General features: G+C 42.4%; 17 protein-coding genes. 2 read left to right on the top strand and 15 right to left on the bottom strand.

The genetic code is table 11. The features are described 5' to 3' along the window. Nucleotides 1–235: 235 nt before the first annotated feature. Both HNQ46_RS03340 and HNQ46_RS03335 read right to left on the bottom strand, forming a co-directional pair. Nucleotides 236–1,081, bottom strand: coding sequence for a DUF364 domain-containing protein (locus HNQ46_RS03340; RefSeq protein WP_183682975.1), 846 nt, complete (start codon nt 1,079–1,081; stop codon nt 236–238). A 227-nt stretch (nt 1,082–1,308) separates the two neighbouring features. Then, nucleotides 1,309–1,554: a hypothetical protein gene (locus HNQ46_RS03335; RefSeq protein ID WP_183682972.1), complete on the bottom strand. Its 246-nt coding sequence runs from the start codon at nt 1,552–1,554 to the stop codon at nt 1,309–1,311. 346 nt (nt 1,555–1,900) lie between these two features. Here HNQ46_RS03335 and HNQ46_RS03330 point away from each other — a divergent pair, with 346 nt between their 5' ends. Beyond that, the gene (locus HNQ46_RS03330) at nt 1,901–3,139 is read left to right on the top strand and encodes an ATP-binding protein (protein WP_183682970.1); all 1,239 of its coding nucleotides are present in this window, start codon (nt 1,901–1,903) and stop codon (nt 3,137–3,139) included. Nucleotides 3,140–3,206: 67 nt separating this feature from the next. Here HNQ46_RS03330 and HNQ46_RS03325 read toward each other — a convergent pair whose 3' ends face one another. The 8 genes from HNQ46_RS03325 to rplM form a co-directional block, all read right to left on the bottom strand. Beyond that, nucleotides 3,207–3,413 carry a hypothetical protein gene (locus tag HNQ46_RS03325; protein WP_183682967.1) on the bottom strand — a complete coding sequence of 69 codons (207 nt, stop codon included), beginning with the start codon at nt 3,411–3,413 and terminating at the stop codon, nt 3,207–3,209. Between the two features lie 108 nt (nt 3,414–3,521). Further along, nucleotides 3,522–3,707 carry a DNA-binding protein gene (locus HNQ46_RS03320; RefSeq protein ID WP_183682964.1) on the bottom strand — a complete coding sequence of 62 codons (186 nt, stop codon included), beginning with the start codon at nt 3,705–3,707 and terminating at the stop codon, nt 3,522–3,524. Between the two features lie 69 nt (nt 3,708–3,776). Then, complete coding sequence (locus HNQ46_RS03315) at nt 3,777–4,199, bottom strand: type II toxin-antitoxin system PemK/MazF family toxin (protein ID WP_330604513.1); 423 nt, start codon at nt 4,197–4,199, stop codon at nt 3,777–3,779. 301 nt (nt 4,200–4,500) lie between these two features. Beyond that, nucleotides 4,501–5,898: an RNA-binding domain-containing protein gene (locus HNQ46_RS03310; RefSeq protein ID WP_183682962.1), complete on the bottom strand. Its 1,398-nt coding sequence runs from the start codon at nt 5,896–5,898 to the stop codon at nt 4,501–4,503. Between the two features lie 208 nt (nt 5,899–6,106). After that, nucleotides 6,107–6,394 carry a helix-turn-helix domain-containing protein gene (locus tag HNQ46_RS03305; protein ID WP_183682959.1) on the bottom strand — a complete coding sequence of 96 codons (288 nt, stop codon included), beginning with the start codon at nt 6,392–6,394 and terminating at the stop codon, nt 6,107–6,109. A gap of 265 nt (nt 6,395–6,659) precedes the next feature. Further along, nucleotides 6,660–7,115 (bottom strand): IS200/IS605 family transposase, encoded by a 456-nt coding sequence (gene tnpA, locus HNQ46_RS03300; protein ID WP_183682956.1) that lies wholly within the window; start codon nt 7,113–7,115, stop codon nt 6,660–6,662. A 253-nt stretch (nt 7,116–7,368) separates the two neighbouring features. Continuing rightward, nucleotides 7,369–7,761: a 30S ribosomal protein S9 gene (gene rpsI, locus HNQ46_RS03295; protein WP_007156834.1), complete on the bottom strand. Its 393-nt coding sequence runs from the start codon at nt 7,759–7,761 to the stop codon at nt 7,369–7,371. A gap of 13 nt (nt 7,762–7,774) precedes the next feature. Continuing rightward, a complete protein-coding gene (gene rplM, locus HNQ46_RS03290) occupies nt 7,775–8,203 on the bottom strand; it encodes a 50S ribosomal protein L13 (RefSeq protein WP_007156835.1) in 429 nt (142 codons plus the stop codon). Nucleotides 8,204–8,630: 427 nt separating this feature from the next. Between rplM and glmS the strand changes: the two genes are divergently transcribed. Further along, complete coding sequence (gene glmS, locus HNQ46_RS03285) at nt 8,631–10,499, top strand: glutamine--fructose-6-phosphate transaminase (isomerizing) (protein ID WP_183682953.1); 1,869 nt, start codon at nt 8,631–8,633, stop codon at nt 10,497–10,499. A gap of 257 nt (nt 10,500–10,756) precedes the next feature. Here glmS and HNQ46_RS03280 read toward each other — a convergent pair whose 3' ends face one another. The 5 genes from HNQ46_RS03280 to HNQ46_RS03260 all read right to left on the bottom strand — a co-directional run bounded on the left by HNQ46_RS03280 (nt 10,757) and on the right by HNQ46_RS03260 (nt 17,749). Continuing rightward, nucleotides 10,757–11,851 (bottom strand): sugar kinase, encoded by a 1,095-nt coding sequence (locus tag HNQ46_RS03280; RefSeq protein WP_183682950.1) that lies wholly within the window; start codon nt 11,849–11,851, stop codon nt 10,757–10,759. A gap of 267 nt (nt 11,852–12,118) precedes the next feature. Then, nucleotides 12,119–12,928 carry a flagellin N-terminal helical domain-containing protein gene (locus tag HNQ46_RS03275; protein ID WP_183682947.1) on the bottom strand — a complete coding sequence of 270 codons (810 nt, stop codon included), beginning with the start codon at nt 12,926–12,928 and terminating at the stop codon, nt 12,119–12,121. A 416-nt stretch (nt 12,929–13,344) separates the two neighbouring features. After that, nucleotides 13,345–14,154, bottom strand: a complete 810-nt coding sequence (locus HNQ46_RS03270) for a flagellin N-terminal helical domain-containing protein (RefSeq protein WP_183682944.1) — start codon at nt 14,152–14,154, stop codon at nt 13,345–13,347. 368 nt (nt 14,155–14,522) lie between these two features. Next, nucleotides 14,523–15,332 carry a flagellin N-terminal helical domain-containing protein gene (locus HNQ46_RS03265; protein ID WP_183682941.1) on the bottom strand — a complete coding sequence of 270 codons (810 nt, stop codon included), beginning with the start codon at nt 15,330–15,332 and terminating at the stop codon, nt 14,523–14,525. A 380-nt stretch (nt 15,333–15,712) separates the two neighbouring features. After that, the gene (locus tag HNQ46_RS03260) at nt 15,713–17,749 is read right to left on the bottom strand and encodes a nucleotidyltransferase family protein (protein WP_183682938.1); all 2,037 of its coding nucleotides are present in this window, start codon (nt 17,747–17,749) and stop codon (nt 15,713–15,715) included. Nucleotides 17,750–17,825 lie beyond the last annotated feature (76 nt).

Below are 17,825 nucleotides of genomic sequence, written 5' to 3'. Positions count from 1 at the left end.
CTTATTTCCCATGTCCGGAAAGAGATTTTTTTGAGGTTGTTATGCACTATTATAGCAAAATCAGGCAGAAATGAAATTTCAAACTGCCTGATTTTTGGGATTTTTTTAAACTGGGTAGAATTTACTTCTGCACTGGAATTTACTTTTTCAATTTAGCTTTATAAAATTTTAAAAGTAAACGAGATATCGCACGCTTTGCGCACGATACTCGTTATGAATAAAAATTTCCTTTACTTTATTTTTTTCTCAATACGGTTCGTTCCGCATATTTCCCAAAGAAATGATAGCCGGATCCTCCCTCGCTGATGATATCCAAAAGCGCATCCGCCTTAGTCACCTGAATACCCCCAAGCATTGTAACGCCTTTGGAAAAGAGGCAATCCGGAAGCATACTTGCGGTAGGTCCCACCACCAGAATCTCCGCATCTTTTTTCGCCATGGCCAAAAGCCCCGGCAAAGTATCATTCAAAATCGTCACTCCGGTAATCACCAGTAAGTCTGCCTCCGGCACACATTCTCCGGCTCTTTCAGGAGGAAGGTAATAGGGCATTTCCCGTTCCTTTAAGGTTCTGCTGTCCTTTTCCAAGATGTGAAAATCCGCATTTTCCTGCATAAGCTTTCGAATAATGGGAATCAAGGCCCCTACCACTACGGATTTTCGATATTTCTTTACATCGATTTCATCAAAAGCATCCGCACCAAGCATAAGCTCATATTCCGGATGTTCTGTTTTGTCCCATACCAAGGTGCTGAGTGCATTTAAGGTGGCAATTCCCAAGGTTCTTCTTAAGATATTCTCTGAGAAAATATCCTCAAGATAGGCTCTAACCCCTCTTCCCCTTAGCTTGCCGGAAAAGGGCATAGCCTTCGCCGAGCTTGGACAACATACCGCTTCCGGAATCTCCTTTACCGGCGTAAAGCATAAGCCCCCATGGCCTGTGGACAGCTTCACACCGGAGAAAAAGAGACCGAACACCGCCCGTTCCACGGTGATACTGTCCAAATCCACCGCCTTCTCAATTTCCGTAATACATTCCTTTAGGAAAATATTGCTTCCTTCTATTTTCTTTTCTACTTTCATGATGCCCCTCCTGACAATACTCTATCTGCGAAAAACAAAGTAATGTTATCATTCCTTCCTGATATTTTCAAACTGAGGATTATTGGCTTCCACTCGTATATAATCGAGATAAAGACAAAATGCTTTATATTTTGAGAGAGAAACATGCTGTCACACATTTCAAAATAAGCACTTTTGACCAACAAAAAAGAGAGCCTTCACAGGCTCCCCTTATAGTTTTTCAAAAATTACTTGGAAGACTCTTCTGTGCTCTCGGACTCTTCTGCTGCTGCAGTGGTCTCCTTAGCATCCTTCTTGTCATCCTTCTTCTCATCCTTCTTCTCGTCAGCCTTCATAGACTCCTTAGCTGCCTCAGTCTCCATCTTGCTCTCAGCTGCTGCAGTGGTCTCTGCCTTCTTACCGGAACAAGCTACCATTGTAAGAGCTGCTGTCATTGCTGCAAGTACGAATAATCCTCTAACCATCTTTCTCATAATAGTCTCCTCTCTTCTGCAAATTGCAGAAAAAAACATTTTTCTTTTTTTTGCTTTCAGAAGCCAAAGAACGCGTTTCTGAAAGATGGAAGTAGAATACTCCTATGCTTTTTAAAAAACAAGATTTTTTTATTCATTTTAAAAACTTATTAAGAAAATGTTCCAAAAATCTTCTTTGCTGTTTGTAGAAAAATACAAATTTTCGATTCTATCCTTTTAGAAACATACACACCATCATTTTATATTCCAATATCGGAATATGTTTGTATTTATTTTTATTTTATTCCCATTTCGGAATAAAAATTGCTTTATTCTATATTTTGCGCTAATATTGGAATATTATATTATGGAGGTGATTGCATTGGTTAAAAGAAAAGAATACTTGCATCGTCTGATTCAATGGAAGGATGAACAGCTCATCAAAGTTGTCACCGGTATACACCGTTGCGGAAAATCCACAATGCTTATGCAGTACCAAGAATGGTTAAAAGATAATAATATTTCCGATGAACAAATTATTTCCATCAATTTCGAAGATCTGGAATATGAAGAGCTGCAGGACTATCAAAAGCTCTATGACTATCTTAAGCATCGCTTATGTAAAGGGAAGATGACTTATATTTTTTTAGATGAAATTCAGAAGGTTCCTTCCTTTGAAAAAGTCGTAGATAGTCTATATATAAAAGCCAATGTGGACATCTACATTACCGGTTCCAATGCTTATATGCTTTCCGGAGATCTGGCTACACTATTAACCGGTCGATATGTCGAAATCAAAATGCTTCCTCTATCCTTCAAAGAATTTCTTGAAATCTGCAAAATGGATCAAGAGCGAGGGCTGACAGAATATATGCGGGTTGGGGGACTTCCCTATATAGCCACAATGGATCGCACGCAAGAAAAACTCGAAACTTATCTGGAGGGCATCTACAATACAGTAATTGTAAAAGATATCGAAGATCGGCAAGCGAGGAAAGAAAAGAGCCCGGAGAAAAGGAAAATCTCAGATATCTTTCTACTAAAAACCATCACAAAATATCTGTCCGGTGTTATCGGAAATCCGATATCTGTCCGGAGCATTACTGATTATCTAAGTTCAAATGGAAGAAAAATCTCTCCTAACACCGTGAGTGATTATGTTGAGGCTCTTAAAGAGTCCTTTATTTTCTATTCTGCAGAACGTTTCGATATCGTTGGAAAGCAGCTCCTGAAAGTTAATCGAAAGTTATATATTGTAGATTTAGGTTTGCGAAACTTTATCTTGCCTCGCAGCCAATACGATCTTGGATTTTCGCTGGAAAATATCGTCTATTTTGAGCTCCTGCGTCGAGGGTACCGTGTGATGATTGGAAAGCTGGGTAATACTGAGGTTGATTTCGTTGCAGAAAAACAGGGAGCCTATACCTACTTCCAGGTCACCGCAGATATGACCGCAAAAGAAACCTTTGACCGAGAACTGAAACCACTGACCAATATCCGTGATAACTACAAAAAAGTTATTTTAACCGGTGACCGATTAACTATTGGAAATTACAACGGTATTCAGATCAAAAATCTATCTGATTGGCTCTTAGATAAAGAGTAGGGTTGGAATCGGGATTGGAACTGTACGAGCGATGAGTAAGATGCCCTTTGGCATCTTACCGCATCTATCAGGCGTTCTGCCTGTTCGTCCGTAAGTGCCTAAATGTAGCTGATTCGATTCTGTCGAGAGTATCCAGCTCCTTCACATACAATTCTTCTTGGGTCTTAGCATATATTGCTACTTTTTTCCCATTTTCATCTTCTACAACAGTTCTGTAGTATATATGCCCTTTATTTGTTACTATTCCATATTCTGGAATTCTCTTTTTTGCCATTTGTAGCATCCTTCTTTTTCTGATACTCTTTTTTATCAAAAGCTATCAGAAAGTAACACGATGTTGACATTCATCACTATCTCTGTTTTCTCGCAGTATACCGTGGCTTTAATGGCAATGCTTTTTTGTATTTCTTACTACAAACTCACGAAGTGCAGCATCTGAAAATAAGATTGAACCGTTTTCAACATATTGAATATATGAAATCAAACCTGCTGCTTTTGCTCGATCCAGCTTTGAAAGACTGATTCCGAGTACCTGTGCAGCTTCTTTTCGAGAATACAATTTATCCAATATTCATCACACCCTTTCTTAATCTCTTCTTGTGTTTTTACATTTTGACTCATCCAGGTAATAACCCAACTAAACTTTTACAACCGCATCAATTCCGCGCATCTGTCCACGGCTAACCTTTCCGAGATAGCGAAGAATACAACTTTTATCGTATGTCCCCACCTGTTCTCCCAATACCATCGAAGGTCGTAATAACCCTTTTGTCGACCGCAACGGGTAATGAGTCGGCTGTTTTATTTTCTTTTCAAACTTCGATGTGAGAGGAACGATGGTGATTGTCGGTGCATAGAAATTACCGACATCATTTTGCAGAACCACAACAGGGCGAACACCTCCCTGCTGTGAACCTGACGGCTTTCCAAGATTCGCAAGATAAATATCTCCTCTGCGATAGATCCAGCCCTCTCTCATCATGTTTCCTCCAATCCCATAAACATCTGTTATGGATAAAGCATTGCGGGCGAGATCTCTCATCCACAACGCCAGCTGCATACTGACATCCTTGACCATTTCTACAATATGTATCCGCTACCGTCCCGATGGACATCATCGCGTATTGCAGGCTCCCACAAGAAGTAATGTACCGAGTGAATGATATTCAGTTTTCAATGAGCTGCTAAAGGACTTTTGTCCTTGCGTGTATCAGTTTATGGGAATTATCAGATATTAACGATTACCAGATTGAAGAGCTTGCATCTTCAATTTGAAGAGGATTTTCAATATTTTTATGCAAACAAAAAACAATCACTCCCACATTACTGTAAGAGCAATCGTTCCCGCACCTATAAAATCATCATTTGTTTTTCAACTTTATTAGAGACTTTGGAGACTTTGCATTGCCATCCCTATAAATAACACCTTCTTCTATCAGAGGATTTATAACTTCAGACAAAAATTGGCTCCTGCTTTTATAACTTGTAACTATCTGAAGCTCCTTCACATGCTTTGATCCTTCTGTTCTTAGAATCTCCAAAACCTTTTGTCTATCAGATAACTCGTCTTGTACCACCAACATCGCACTATCTTCGTATATAAGATCAAATAACCGCAGATCAAGGAACCCAGGATAGATCAAAACTCCAGGTTGCAAATGCTCTGCACTGCCTTTATAACTTTCAACCATTGTTTGAAATCCTGTTCCACCACGTTCCATCAAATTTGCCATATCCAAACATGCTGCTATAATCGAATTTCTCCGGATAGAAGGAATAAAGCCTATCGGATATCGATCATAGCTCTTTGGCAATAGCCATGACCCCGGGGACACAATATCAATCCGGTCAATATAGATGTCAACATCAATCTGTGTGCCGGCAATGGAATAATCTCGATGTGCAATCGCATTCACTAATGCCTCTCTAATGGCTTCTTTGGGATAGGCACGAACCTCGTCACGACCACCTGACTCCGTTTTTCGCCATCCGGTTCGTGTATTCCTCTCTATAAAGTTCAATGCATTTTTAAAAACTTTAGCTAAGGAACCTTTATATCTTCCACTATCCAGCACTATGCCTGTTTTATCTTTTCCCTTCCAAAGCCGACAGCAAATTAACGAGTCATCACCATCATAGTCATCACTAAACATAAGAAAACCAGATTTTGCATACCCTTCCTTAGAAACGATTTCTTCATTTTGCAAATCCTTAATAGTAGGTATGGATGACTCTTCTCTGTATTCCCTGCACAAGTCAAGATACTCTCTCCATTGATTTTCAGCATAAAGTATTTCACTTGTTTCATTATCAACCCCAAATTTTCTTTTGGATAATGAAATAATATCTTCCGGTGAAGCCGGGGTTGAATTTCCATCCCCTTTTATATATACAGTTTCGTTAAAATCTCCTTCTTTGTATCTCACAACAGAATCAGCTTGAATAACATTGACAGCTAAAACAAATTTCTCTGCATCTGCATCAACACTCCTCATCATATAGCGAATTTTTGCATGTGGGAAAATATGCCTATCATTAATTTTTGCTATCAATAATTTTGTTTTATCAATTTCATCCAAATCAATACCAAAAGCCTCCCCACTATCAGAGACTCCGACAAACATGGTTCCACCATTGCCATTTGCATATCCCACGATAGTTTTAGCCCATTTAATGGGTTTATCAGGATTTAACGTGGCTTTATATTCATACTCTGTATCTTCCGCAATTACATCCGGATATAATTCTTTTATTTTCATCCAAGCGCCTCCAAGATTCTTTTTATAAAACATACCAAACATTTCGGAACATTGCAATAACATTGCGAAGACATTTCGGAACATTGCGAATTTCAATGCTTATTATACACTGTCTCCTCAAAAAAGCCCTAAATGCCTATTTTTCCATCCTAATAACATTGCGAGACATTTCGGAACATTATTTTTTCCGTAAAGAATGACTTATGTTTTATATCCTTTTTGCAATCTGAGAAAGATCTCCTATTACAGACAACAATCGATTTCTCACATCAATTCGCGCTCTCTCTTTTCCCGTTAATAAATAGTCCGTACTGATATCCAATACACAAGCAATTTCTACTAATAGTTCATGAGGACAGTTCCTGTGTCCCCCAAGAATGTTCCTTAGATGTTGAATACTTATATTCACACTCTCGGCGAACGCTTCCTGCGTGTACCCCATAACTTTGATCTGCTCTTTGATTCTTTTTCCGCACTCTTTTGCATCATAATACATTTTTCCTTTTCCTCCGATCTGAAATTTCAAAATCTAAAATCAGTCGGACCGATGGTGTACGTAGCTACAAAAGACAATCACTACCACCCGTCAAACGGGTGGTTTGCTCGGGGCTATAAGCCCCTGCTACTGGCCAGCGTCTAAAGGCGCTGGCTTTCATTTTGGGCCATGGGAAGTTTGCTTTGCACCTTCCCACAGCTCCATTCAAGCCATATTGCGTTTGACTCGTCGCTACCCCATAAAGGGGTATTGTTACTACTGCACTTTAACCCTTAAAAGGGTCTTCATATTCTTTAACACTTAGTTTATCCAAAGCTATATCGTGTTTTTCTTGATCTTGGATATACTTTTTTATTGTGGCTTCATTTAGACCTACTGTACTGACATAATAGCCTTCGGCCCAGAAATGTCTGTTCCCAAATTTGTATTTAAGATTTGCGTGTTTATCAAATATCATCAAAGCACTTTTTCCCTTTAAATAGCCCATAAAAGAAGAAACGCTAATCTTAGGTGGAATACTAAGCAGAATGTGTACATGGTCCGGCATTAAATGCCCTTCTATAATCTCCACTCCTTTAAAGGCGCAGAGTTGCTTGATAATATCCCGAATATCTGACTTATATTGATAATATATCATTTTTCGCATATACTTCGGTGTGAAGACAATATGATATTTACACATCCATTTCGTATGTGCTAATGCATATTCTTTCTTCGCCATAAAATCACCTTCCTTTTCTGCAATATAGCTTGAACAACTTTATTGTATTAGGAAAGGTGATTTTTGTATAACAAGTGTTTCCCACCCGCATAGCGGGTGGTTTTTTGTATCAGAGCTAACATTTTTCAAATGTCAGCTCCGATACTGGCTAAAGTCCATTAAAATGATGACACGTGACAGCAGAACTTTTAGGCATGAAAAAACCCCGGAAACCATTGATTTTCCAGGGTTTTTTGATTCTTCCAAATCTCGATTATCGCTTGCTGAACTGCGGTGCGCGACGAGCTGCTTTGAGACCGTACTTCTTTCTCTCCTTCATGCGAGAGTCTCTGGTTAAGAAACCGGACTTCTTTAAGATAGGACGGAAATCGCTATCCATCTCGCAAAGTGCTCTTGCGATACCGTGACGAATTGCACCGGCCTGACCTGTGGTTCCGCCACCCTTAACATTTACAAGAACATCTAACTTTCCTTCGTTCTGAGTTGCCACAAGTGGCTGACGAACGATAGTCTTCAATGTCTCTAATCCGAAATACTCGTCGATAGAACGCTTATTTACGGTTACCTTACCTGTTCCTGGCATAATATATACTCTTGCTACAGAGCTTTTTCTTCTGCCTGTGCCGTAATTTCTGTTTGTAGCCATTTTTTATCCTCCCTTAGATTGATAGTGCAACTGGCTGCTGAGCCTGGTGCTTGTGATCCGGACCAGCATACACGAAAAGCTTCTTGTACATCTGTCTACCTAAAGGACCCTTGGGAAGCATTCCCTTAACGGCAAGTTCAATAACCTGCTCCGGCTTGTTTGCTCTCATATCTCTCAAAGAAGTTTCCTTCATGGAACCAACATAACGAGAGTGAGTACGATACAGCTTCTGCTCCAGCTTCTTACCGGTAACGGTAATCTTCTCTGCGTTTACTACGATAACATAGTCACCACAGTCTAAGAACGGAGTAAATGTGGGCTTTCTCTTTCCACGAAGTACTGCTGCGATCTCTGATGCAAGACGTCCGAGTGTCTTCCCCTCTGCATCTACTACGAACCACTTTCTCTCAATAGTAGAAGCCTTTGCTACGTATGAATTCATAACAACCTCCTATGTGTAGGCTACTTACTCTGGTCCAGTCAAGGGACTGATTTCAGTATTTAATGTAGCCCGGGCATTTGCCCTGCTTCTGTTCCGCTGTAATAACAGCCTTATCACTTTAAAGAATTTTCCTTGTAATGTCAAGGATTTTCCTCCGGAAAAAGAATTTTTCTTTAAGTTTTTCGAAAAAGCATTCCCAAGTTCTTTTTCACCATGGTATCATAGCACAAATTTTTCTTTCTGAGGAAAAAGAAAAATTAGCGCCAGGGCTTTTGGAATCCGAAAGCCGACGAGGTAAACAGTAATCGAAAGATTCGGCGGATGCTGTTTCGGAGTAGTGCATCGTTAGGGAAAGAAAAAAAGCGAAATCAAAATCGTAACAAAAGCTTTCTCCGCACCGAAAACAATCAAATAGGAGGAAATTACAATGTGCGGTATTGTTGGTTTTGTTGGGCAGGGGAATACAAAGGATATTCTTCTGGCCGGTCTTTCCCGTCTGGAATACAGAGGCTATGATTCTGCGGGAATCGCTTTGTACTCTCAGCCTTTCACTATGGTCAAGGCTGTAGGAAAATTAGAAGAATTAAAAAAGAAGGTTTCAGCCTCTAAGGACTGCCAACTTCCCTACTCCATGGGAATCGGCCACACCCGTTGGGCCACACACGGTAAAGCCAGTGAAAAAAATGCCCACCCCCACCTGTCCATGCATAAGGAAGTGGTGCTGGTGCATAACGGTATTATCGAAAATTTTGCAGAGCTTAAGACTTTTTTGCAGGAACAGGGCTATAGCTTCTACTCCGACACGGATACGGAGGTAGCGGTAAACCTGATTGAATACTATTACCGGAAGGATAAGGATATTTTAAAGGCTCTCTTCTCCGTACAGAAGGAATTAAAGGGCTCTTATGCCTTTGCCATCATGTTTCAGGAGGATGCAAAGACCCTTTATGCCATGCGTAAGGACAGCCCTTTGATTGTGGGAAAGGGGGAAAATGCCTTCTATCTGGCTTCCGATGTTTCCGCCTTTTTGGATTATACCAATGAAATCTATCCTGTTGAAAATCGAGAGATTCTAAGCCTTTCCGAAAAGGAAATCCATATTTATAACAAAAACGGTGAGGAAGTAAAACGTTCCTCCACTATTGCAGAGCTTAGTCAGAGACAGATTCATAAGGGAGAATATCTGCATTTTATGGAAAAGGAAATCTTTGAGCAACCCAAGGTTGTGAAGGATACCCTGCTCTATGCCTGCAATCAGGAAAATGAAGAGCCTGCGGGAAATGCGGAAAATCCGAAATTCTCCTATGAAGCCTTCTCCATGACGGAAAAGGATTTTCAGGAGATTTCCAGAGTCCGGGTAATTGCCTGCGGTTCCGCCTATCACGCAGGCTGGGTTTTAAAATCCGTTTGCGAAAGTCTTGCCAGAGTTCCGGTGCAGGTGGAGCTGGCCAGTGAATTCCGCTATAACCACCCTATTTTGGAAAAGGGCGAACTGGTTATCAGTATCAGCCAGTCCGGAGAAACTGCGGATACCTTGGCTGCCCTAAAGGAAGCCAAGAAACTAGGGGCGAAAACCCTTTCCATCGTAAATGTGAAAGGCTCTGCCATTGCCAGAGAATCCGACTTCGTCTTTTACACCCAGGCAGGCCCGGAAATTGCGGTAGCCACCACCAAGGCCTACAGCTGTCAGCTTGCGGCAGGCTACATTTTCTCCCTGCTGTTGGCTAAGGCAAAGGGAAAAATCAGCAAGGAAGAGACTCGAAGCTTAACAGAAGAGCTTTTCCTTCTTCCCGGAAAGATTCAGCAATGTCTTTCCTTCGATCAGGAAATCCTTCCTATGGCAAAGGAACTAAAGGATGCGGACAATATTTTCTTCCTGGGAAGAGGGCTGGACTGGGCCATCTCCATGGAGGGCGCTTTGAAGCTGAAGGAAATCAGCTATATACACTGCGAAAGCTATAGTAGTGGAGAATTAAAACACGGCACCATCAGCTTAATCGAAAAGGGCAGCCCGGTTATCGGTCTTCTTTCTCAGGAAGAACTTGCGGGAAAGAGCATTTCCAATATCCATGAGGTACGAAGTCGTGGAGCCAAATGCTTTGCTATCAGGATGGAAGATATTGCTATCGAAGAAGAGGACTTTGCCCATAATCTTATCGTACCAAAGACTCATCCGCTCTTTGCCGGAAGCCTTTTGGTGCTTCCTCTCCAGTTCCTTTCCTATCAGGTCAGCCTTCTAAAGGGCTTCGATCCGGATAAGCCCAGGAACTTGGCGAAGTCCGTGACAGTGGAATAAAAATGGAGCTGTAATACAATAGAAAAGAGTCAATTAGTTTTTGCAGTATAGGTCTAAAGTCGGGGCACGCTCTCGCTAACCTCGCCCAGCAGGGGATACTAAGCGAAAAACTTCATGCTATTCGTTTTTCGCAAGTACCCGCGGGCTCAGATTGCCCCTATTTTAGACCTATACTGCAAAAATTTACACCAAACTCTAATTGTATTGCAGTTCCTTTTTTATTCCCCTTAAATTAAGACGCCAAACTCCGGCTTATCCTATCGAAGCACTCTGGCGCCGGAGCCCTTCATCAGTGCCTCCACCTCTTCTTTTCTGGCCATGGTGGTATCTCCCGGTGTGGTCATGGCAAGAGCACCGTGACAAACCGCATATTGAATGGCAAGTGCAGGATCTCCCTTTTCCATTAAGCCGTACAGAAGTCCTGAAGCAAAAGAGTCTCCCCCACCCACACGGTCAAAGATTTCCAGCTTCGGAAAGGACATTCCCTCATACACCTGACCCTCTGCATAGCAAATGCCGGACCAGTCATTTACCGTAGCGCTATGTACGGTACGAAGGCTGGTAGCCACCACTTTGAAGTTGGGATAAAGCTTTACCAGCTCTTCCTGCATTTTCCCATAGGCCTTAGGATCCAAATGCTTTAAGTCCTTCTGTCCCTCTACATGAAGGCCAAGGCAGGCGGTAAAATCCTCTTCATTTCCCATCATAATATCTACAAACTTGGCCGCTTCCCGGTTCACTTCCTGAGCCTTCTCTACACCGCCGATAGCATCCCACATGGAAGGACGGTAATTTAAGTCGTAGGAAATCACCGTGCCGTGCTTCTTTGCCGCTTCCATCACCGCCAGCATAGTTTCTCCTGACTGTTCCGAGAGAGCAGCATATATTCCTCCGGTATGGAGCAGACGAACCCCCAGCTCTCCGAAAATTCTATCCAGATCAATATCTTCCTTCTTCAGCTTGGAAATGGCGGTATTTGCCCGGTCGGAACAGCCCTTGGCTCCTCTCACTCCGAAGCCCCGCTCTGTAAAGTTGAGCCCATTTCGGCAGCTCCGTCCGATTCCATCGGTCTTTGCCCAATGAATAAAGGATGTATCCACGCCTCCCTGCAGAATAAAGTCTTCCACAAGGTATCCGATTTCATTTGCGGCAAATGCCGTAATTACCGCAGTTTTCAAAGAGAAACAGCGTCGAAGTCCCCGTACCACATTGTATTCTCCGCCACCTTCCCAAACCTTGAATTGTCTTGCGGTACGAATCCGTCCTTCTCCCGGATCTAAACGAAGCATAATTTCTCCCAGGGAAATGGCGTCGTAGGCGCAGTCTTTTTTCTCTCTAAATGATAAAGCCATAAGAGTTCCTCCTCTATCTTCTGTCCAAATACTCCTCCTTACTCTAACATAAAAACGCCATGGCTCACAGAAGGCTTTTTCACCATACTTTCCTTCATAGTTTTATACATTTTCCCTATGGTACTGGCCTCTTTTTTGTCTTGTAAGCCATAAGTCCTATTTTATCTTATCTCTAATCTATCTTTTACAGCATAAAAAAACCGGAGCCCCTACCGGCCCCGGTTTTCCTTGTTTTTTGAAAGTATTTCCCAGCTTTCTTAGAAAGTCTTATCTCAGAAGAGAAAGAACTCCCTGTGGCTGCTGGTTAGCCTGAGAAAGCATAGACTGTGCAGCCTGGTTAAGAATGTTATTCTTAGTGAAAGCTGCCATCTCCTTAGCCATATCCGTATCACGGATTCTGGACTCAGCTGCAGTCATGTTCTCGTTAGTAGTCTTAAGGTTGTTGATGGTGTGCTCAAGACGGTTCTGAGATGCTCCAAGCTTTGCTCTGTGTGTAGATACAGTGTTGATAGCCTTGTTAATAGCGGTAATAGCAGCGTTAGAGTCAGATACTGTAGACACAGAAATTGCGCTGACTCCTAAGGATGCGGAATCCATCTTTGCAGCAGTGATTTCCAAAGTCTCTCCGGAAGTTGGTCCAATCTGAACAGTGATGTTAGAGGTAGAAGCGATTGGCTTCACACCGTTGTAGTCAGTGGTGGAAGAAATTCTGTCGATTTCTGCCTTTAAAGCAGTAACCTCTTCTCCGATAGCTGCACGAGCGGTACTGTTGTAAGTTCCGTTAGCAGACTGGGTAGCCAGAGTTACCATACGCTGTAACATGGAGTGAGTCTCTGTCAAAGCACCTTCAGCAGTCTGGATTAAGCCGATTGCATCACTTGCGTTTGCAGTAGCCTGATCAAGACCGTTAATCTTGGAACGCATCTGCTCGGAAATAGCAAGACCTGCTGCATCATCTGCAGAACGGTTGATTCTATAACCGGAAGACAGCTTCTCCAAGTTCTTCTGTCCGTTAGAAGCGTTAGAAGAAAGGTTTCTGTAAGCGTTGTTTGCTGCAATATTGTGTTGAATAACCATAGTAATATCCTCCTGATTTCGGCATGCCAGAACCTCCCTGTCCTATGCTGGGACTTCTTCTCCGGCGCCAGAGAAAAAATCTTTTTTTCGCCTGTTCTTGTCTTTCGACTGATTTTTTGCCTTTTGGCTGTTACGGTCCGAAGACCGGTATCCTCTTCCTAAGGAAGAGACTTATGTAGCAAGTTTTTTTGTTTTATTTTTGCTACAGTATATATATCGGAGGAAAATATTAAAATATAAGTATGTATTTGAAAAACTTGTGTTTGAATTACATTTTTTCTTTTCTCTCCCCAAACCGGCAAGCTTCATACCTTCCCGAACAGTAAAAATCCATTTTGTTCTATAAGCAAAAAAAGACCGGAGCTTTCGCTCCGATCTTTTACTTTTTGATTTTTCAGTAGCTTTCTTAGAAAGTCTTATCTCAGAAGAGAAAGAACTCCCTGTGGCTGCTGGTTAGCCTGAGAAAGCATAGACTGTGCAGCCTGGTTAAGAATGTTATTCTTAGTGAAAGCTGCCATCTCCTTAGCCATATCCGTATCACGGATTCTGGACTCAGCTGCAGTCATGTTCTCGTTAGTGGTCTTAAGGTTGTTGATGGTGTGCTCAAGACGGTTCTGAGATGCTCCAAGCTTTGCTCTGTGTGTAGATACAGTGTTGATAGCCTTGTTAATAGCGGTAATAGCAGCGTTAGAATCAGATACTGTAGACACGGAGATTGCACTAACACCTAAGCTGGCTGCATCCATCTTTGCAGCAGTGATTTCTAAAGTCTCTCCGGAAGTTGGTCCGATCTGAACAGTGATGTTAGAAGTAGAAGCGATTGGCTTAACACCGTTGTAGTCAGTGGTGGAAGCAATTCTGTCGATTTCTGCCTTCAAAGCAGTAACCTCTTCTCCGATAGCTGCACGAGCGGTACTGTTGTAGGTTCCGTTAGCAGACTGGGTAGCCAGAGTTACCATACGCTGTAACATGGAGTGAGTCTCTGTTAAAGCACCTTCAGCAGTCTGGATTAAGCCGATTGCATCACTTGCGTTTGCAGAAGCCTGATCAAGACCGTTGATCTTGGAACGCATCTGCTCGGAAATAGCAAGACCTGCTGCATCATCTGCAGAACGGTTGATTCTATAACCGGAAGACAGCTTCTCCAAGTTCTTCTGTCCGTTAGAAGCGTTAGAAGAAAGGTTTCTGTAAGCGTTGTTTGCTGCAATATTGTGTTGAATAACCATAGTAATATCCTCCTGATTTCGGCATGCCAGAACCTCCCTGTCCTATGCAAATCTTCTTTTCCGGCGCCAGAAAAGAGGAATTTTCTTTGCCTTTTCTTGTCTTTCGACTGATTTTTGCCTTTTGGCTTTTAGGGTCCGAAGACCAATTTCCTCTTCTTTATAGAAGAGATGTTTTGCAACAAGTTTTTTTGTTTTATTCTTGTTACAGTATATATATCGGAGACAAAAATTAAATAATAAGTATTTTCCCGAAAATTTTTTTCAAAAAATTTTTATACAATGCGCTTATTTTTTTTATAAAAAAAAGACCGGAGCTTTCGCTCCGACCTTTTCTTTTTTGATGTTTTCAGTAGCTTTCTTAGAAAGTCTTATCTCAGAAGAGAAAGAACTCCCTGTGGCTGCTGGTTAGCCTGAGAAAGCATAGACTGTGCAGCCTGGTTAAGAATGTTATTCTTAGTGAAAGCTGCCATCTCCTTAGCCATATCCGTATCACGGATTCTGGACTCAGCTGCAGTCATGTTCTCGTTAGTGGTCTTAAGGTTGTTGATGGTGTGCTCAAGACGGTTCTGAGATGCTCCAAGCTTTGCTCTGTGTGTAGATACAGTGTTGATAGCCTCGTTGATCTTTGTAATAGCAGAGTTAGCTGCAGATACAGAAGATACATCAATTCCGCTAACACCTAAGCTGGTTGCATCCATCTTTGCAGCAGCGATGCTCAAAGTTTCTACAGAAGTTGGTCCAATCTGAACAGTGATAGCGGAAGTAGAACCGATTGGCTTAACACCGTTGTAGTCAGTTGTAGAAGAAATTCTGTCGATTTCTGCCTTTAAAGCAGTAACCTCTTCTCCGATAGCTGCACGAGCGGTACTGTTGTAGGTTCCGTTAGCAGACTGGGTAGCCAGAGTTACCATACGCTGTAACATGGAGTGAGTCTCTGTTAAAGCACCTTCAGCAGTCTGGATTAAGCCGATTGCATCACTTGCGTTTGCAGTAGCCTGATCAAGACCGTTGATCTTGGAACGCATCTGCTCGGAAATAGCAAGACCTGCTGCATCATCTGCAGAACGGTTGATTCTATAACCGGAAGACAGCTTCTCCAAGTTCTTCTGTCCGTTAGAAGCGTTAGAAGAAAGGTTTCTGTAAGCGTTGTTTGCTGCAATGTTGTGTTGAATAACCATAGTAATATCCTCCTGATTTCGGCATGCCAGAACCTCCCTGTCCTATGCAAATCTCCTTTTCCGGCGCCAGAAAAGAAGAATTTTCTTTGCCTTTTCTTGTCTTTCGACTGATTTTGCCTTTTGGCTGTTAGGGTCCGAAGACCAATGTCCTCTTCCTAAGGAAGAGATGTTTTGTAGCAAGTTTTTTTGTTTTATTCTTGCTACAGTATATATATCGGAGGTAAAAATTAAATAATAAGTATTTTCCAAAAATTTTTTTCCAGTTTTTTCAAAGTTCTTTTCCGTAAGAAAAAATGCGAAAAAAGAAAGCTCTTATCGCCTATCTTTTTTCGCATTCCAATTCTTAAGGAATATCTCTCACATAGCCTGTGCTATCTCGTTTATTTCTCATCCTTAGGGAAGGACCAGGATTTCACACTGACTTCCTTGCCATCCACTTCGGCTGTTTCTATTTTTTCTCCGCTTTGTGGCTTCTCTGCTTTCACCGGCTCGGCATCCAAGTTTTGCTCTCCCTTGCCCGGACTGTCCGTCTTATGAACTGCATTTAAAACCATGCCGAAATCCGGAAGAGTCTCTCCCTTTTCAGAAGCTGTTTCCGCATTTTGCATTTTTTCTTCCCCATAGGACTTTTCTTCCGTCTCAGAGAGATTATCCTCTAAAGGAGAGGCTTCTTCCTCCGGAAGCATGGCGGAAAGCATGGCCAGTGCCAGTCTTTCCTGCTCTTCCGATAAACCGGCAGCACTCTTATTGCTCTCTGCATCCTCTGAATTGGCCTTCTCTTCCTCTTGGATAGCCTCCATTTTTGCAAAGGCCTCCTGCAGTAAAGCTTCCGTTTCAGGACTTAATATAGGTTCTGCCCTATTCCCTGTTCCGACTTCAGGGCGCTTTTCTTCCTTTGCAAGACGGGGAGGAACTTTAAAATCCCATAGACTTCCTTCTGTCTCCTGATTCTCATCCTTCTCTAATGGAAGATCTTCTTCCTCCACCTCTTCCTGTAAAAAGGCAGTGTCTTTGTATAAGGGAAGTTCTTCCTCTTCAGCCTCGCTTTCCCCAACACTGTTCGTGGACAAGGCCTCGGACTCATTATTTCTTCTTCCTTTGTAGAAGACTTTCTTTCTGCCGTTCTTACGGAAGGGATCATCCTGATAGCTCATGGCCTCAATGGAGCCTACTCCGCCGGTGCTCTGCCCCTTGGTCTCCGAAGACTTCTCACCGCCGTTCTCTCCCTGCTTTTCCTCAATCTTATCCGGCAGCATCATAATACGAATCAGCTTAAAATCTCTCCGGAGCCAGTAAAGAGGCAGCAAGAATGGCGCATTCTCCAGACCGGGATAGAGACTCTTCATATAGGAGCTTTCCGGGAAAATCCAACGAAGCTGCTTCTTTATGCCGTCAAAGCGATTCTTCCATTTTTCCTTCCACTTTCTCCACTTAGCAGCCCGCTCTTCTTTATTTTCCGCATCCTTAATGGCTTTACGAAGCTTGGCCGCCTCCGGAATACTGTCCGCTCCCACCATACCGTTGGAAAGAATACGACTTTCCATGTCATCAAAGAGACTGATGCTGTCCTTCGGATAGGGGAACAAAGAGTCCTTACGACTGCTGAACCACATATCCGCCATATGCAACAAGGATTGGGACAATAAAGAAATATCCAACTCTTTGATTCTGGCATCCAGGAATTTCTTATTCATGTCCTTATGGAAAAGCTTATAGAACAGATAAAGATCCAAAAGCTCACGAATCTTTAAGTTATCCGTGCAGAAGTGATAGCAAGCCTCCGCCATACGAAACATATAACTGCTTTCCAAAGACAGAACCTTCAGCACCGGGTACTTCTTATCCGGATAAGCTCTGTCCAGAAGAGACTTCATGTGTTTTTTGTAATTCTTAGTCAGGAAGGGCAAATGATGATAGATTTCCACCTGAAATCCTCCCGCCCTCTTCATGTGCTCTCCAAAGCCGGTATAGAACTGATCTGTCTCATAGCCCAAGTCAAAAAGATAGCCTCTAGCCATATAATACCGTTCTTCCGGAATATAAAGGCGAAGAGGAGAATTGGCCGCTGTCTCCGGCAAATGATAAAGTCGCCGTACTGCTGCACTTTCCAAAACCACAGCCGGAACCTTTACCGCCTGAAAAGCTGCCAGAATTTCCAACTCGGAAGACTCATAAATCTCACCGTAGCGAACTGCCTCCTGATACCGATGGAAAAATTTTTCACCGAACAAAGAGGGCACTCTGGCACCTGCGGAAAGCATCCCCAAGTAAATTCCCGAAGCAAGCTCATGGTAATCAGCAATACGGTAAAGTCTGCCCCAGTTCATTCTTCGCATCACAGGGAAGGAATCATCCTGTCGTAAAGTACTCCCCAATAAATTAATTAAAAACTTACCCTCATATACACTACGATTCATCGCCGTCCTTGCAATCCTTTCTCATCCTTGAACAACCTGCTGATATATCAATTTTTCTTATCTTTTATTTCCTTCG

This window comes from Oribacterium sinus, assembly GCF_014202695.1.
Taxonomy (GTDB): domain Bacteria; phylum Bacillota; class Clostridia; order Lachnospirales; family Lachnospiraceae; genus Oribacterium; species Oribacterium sinus.
The sequence above is the reverse complement of the archived record's forward strand: the minus strand, read 5'-3'. Positions and strand labels throughout refer to the sequence as shown.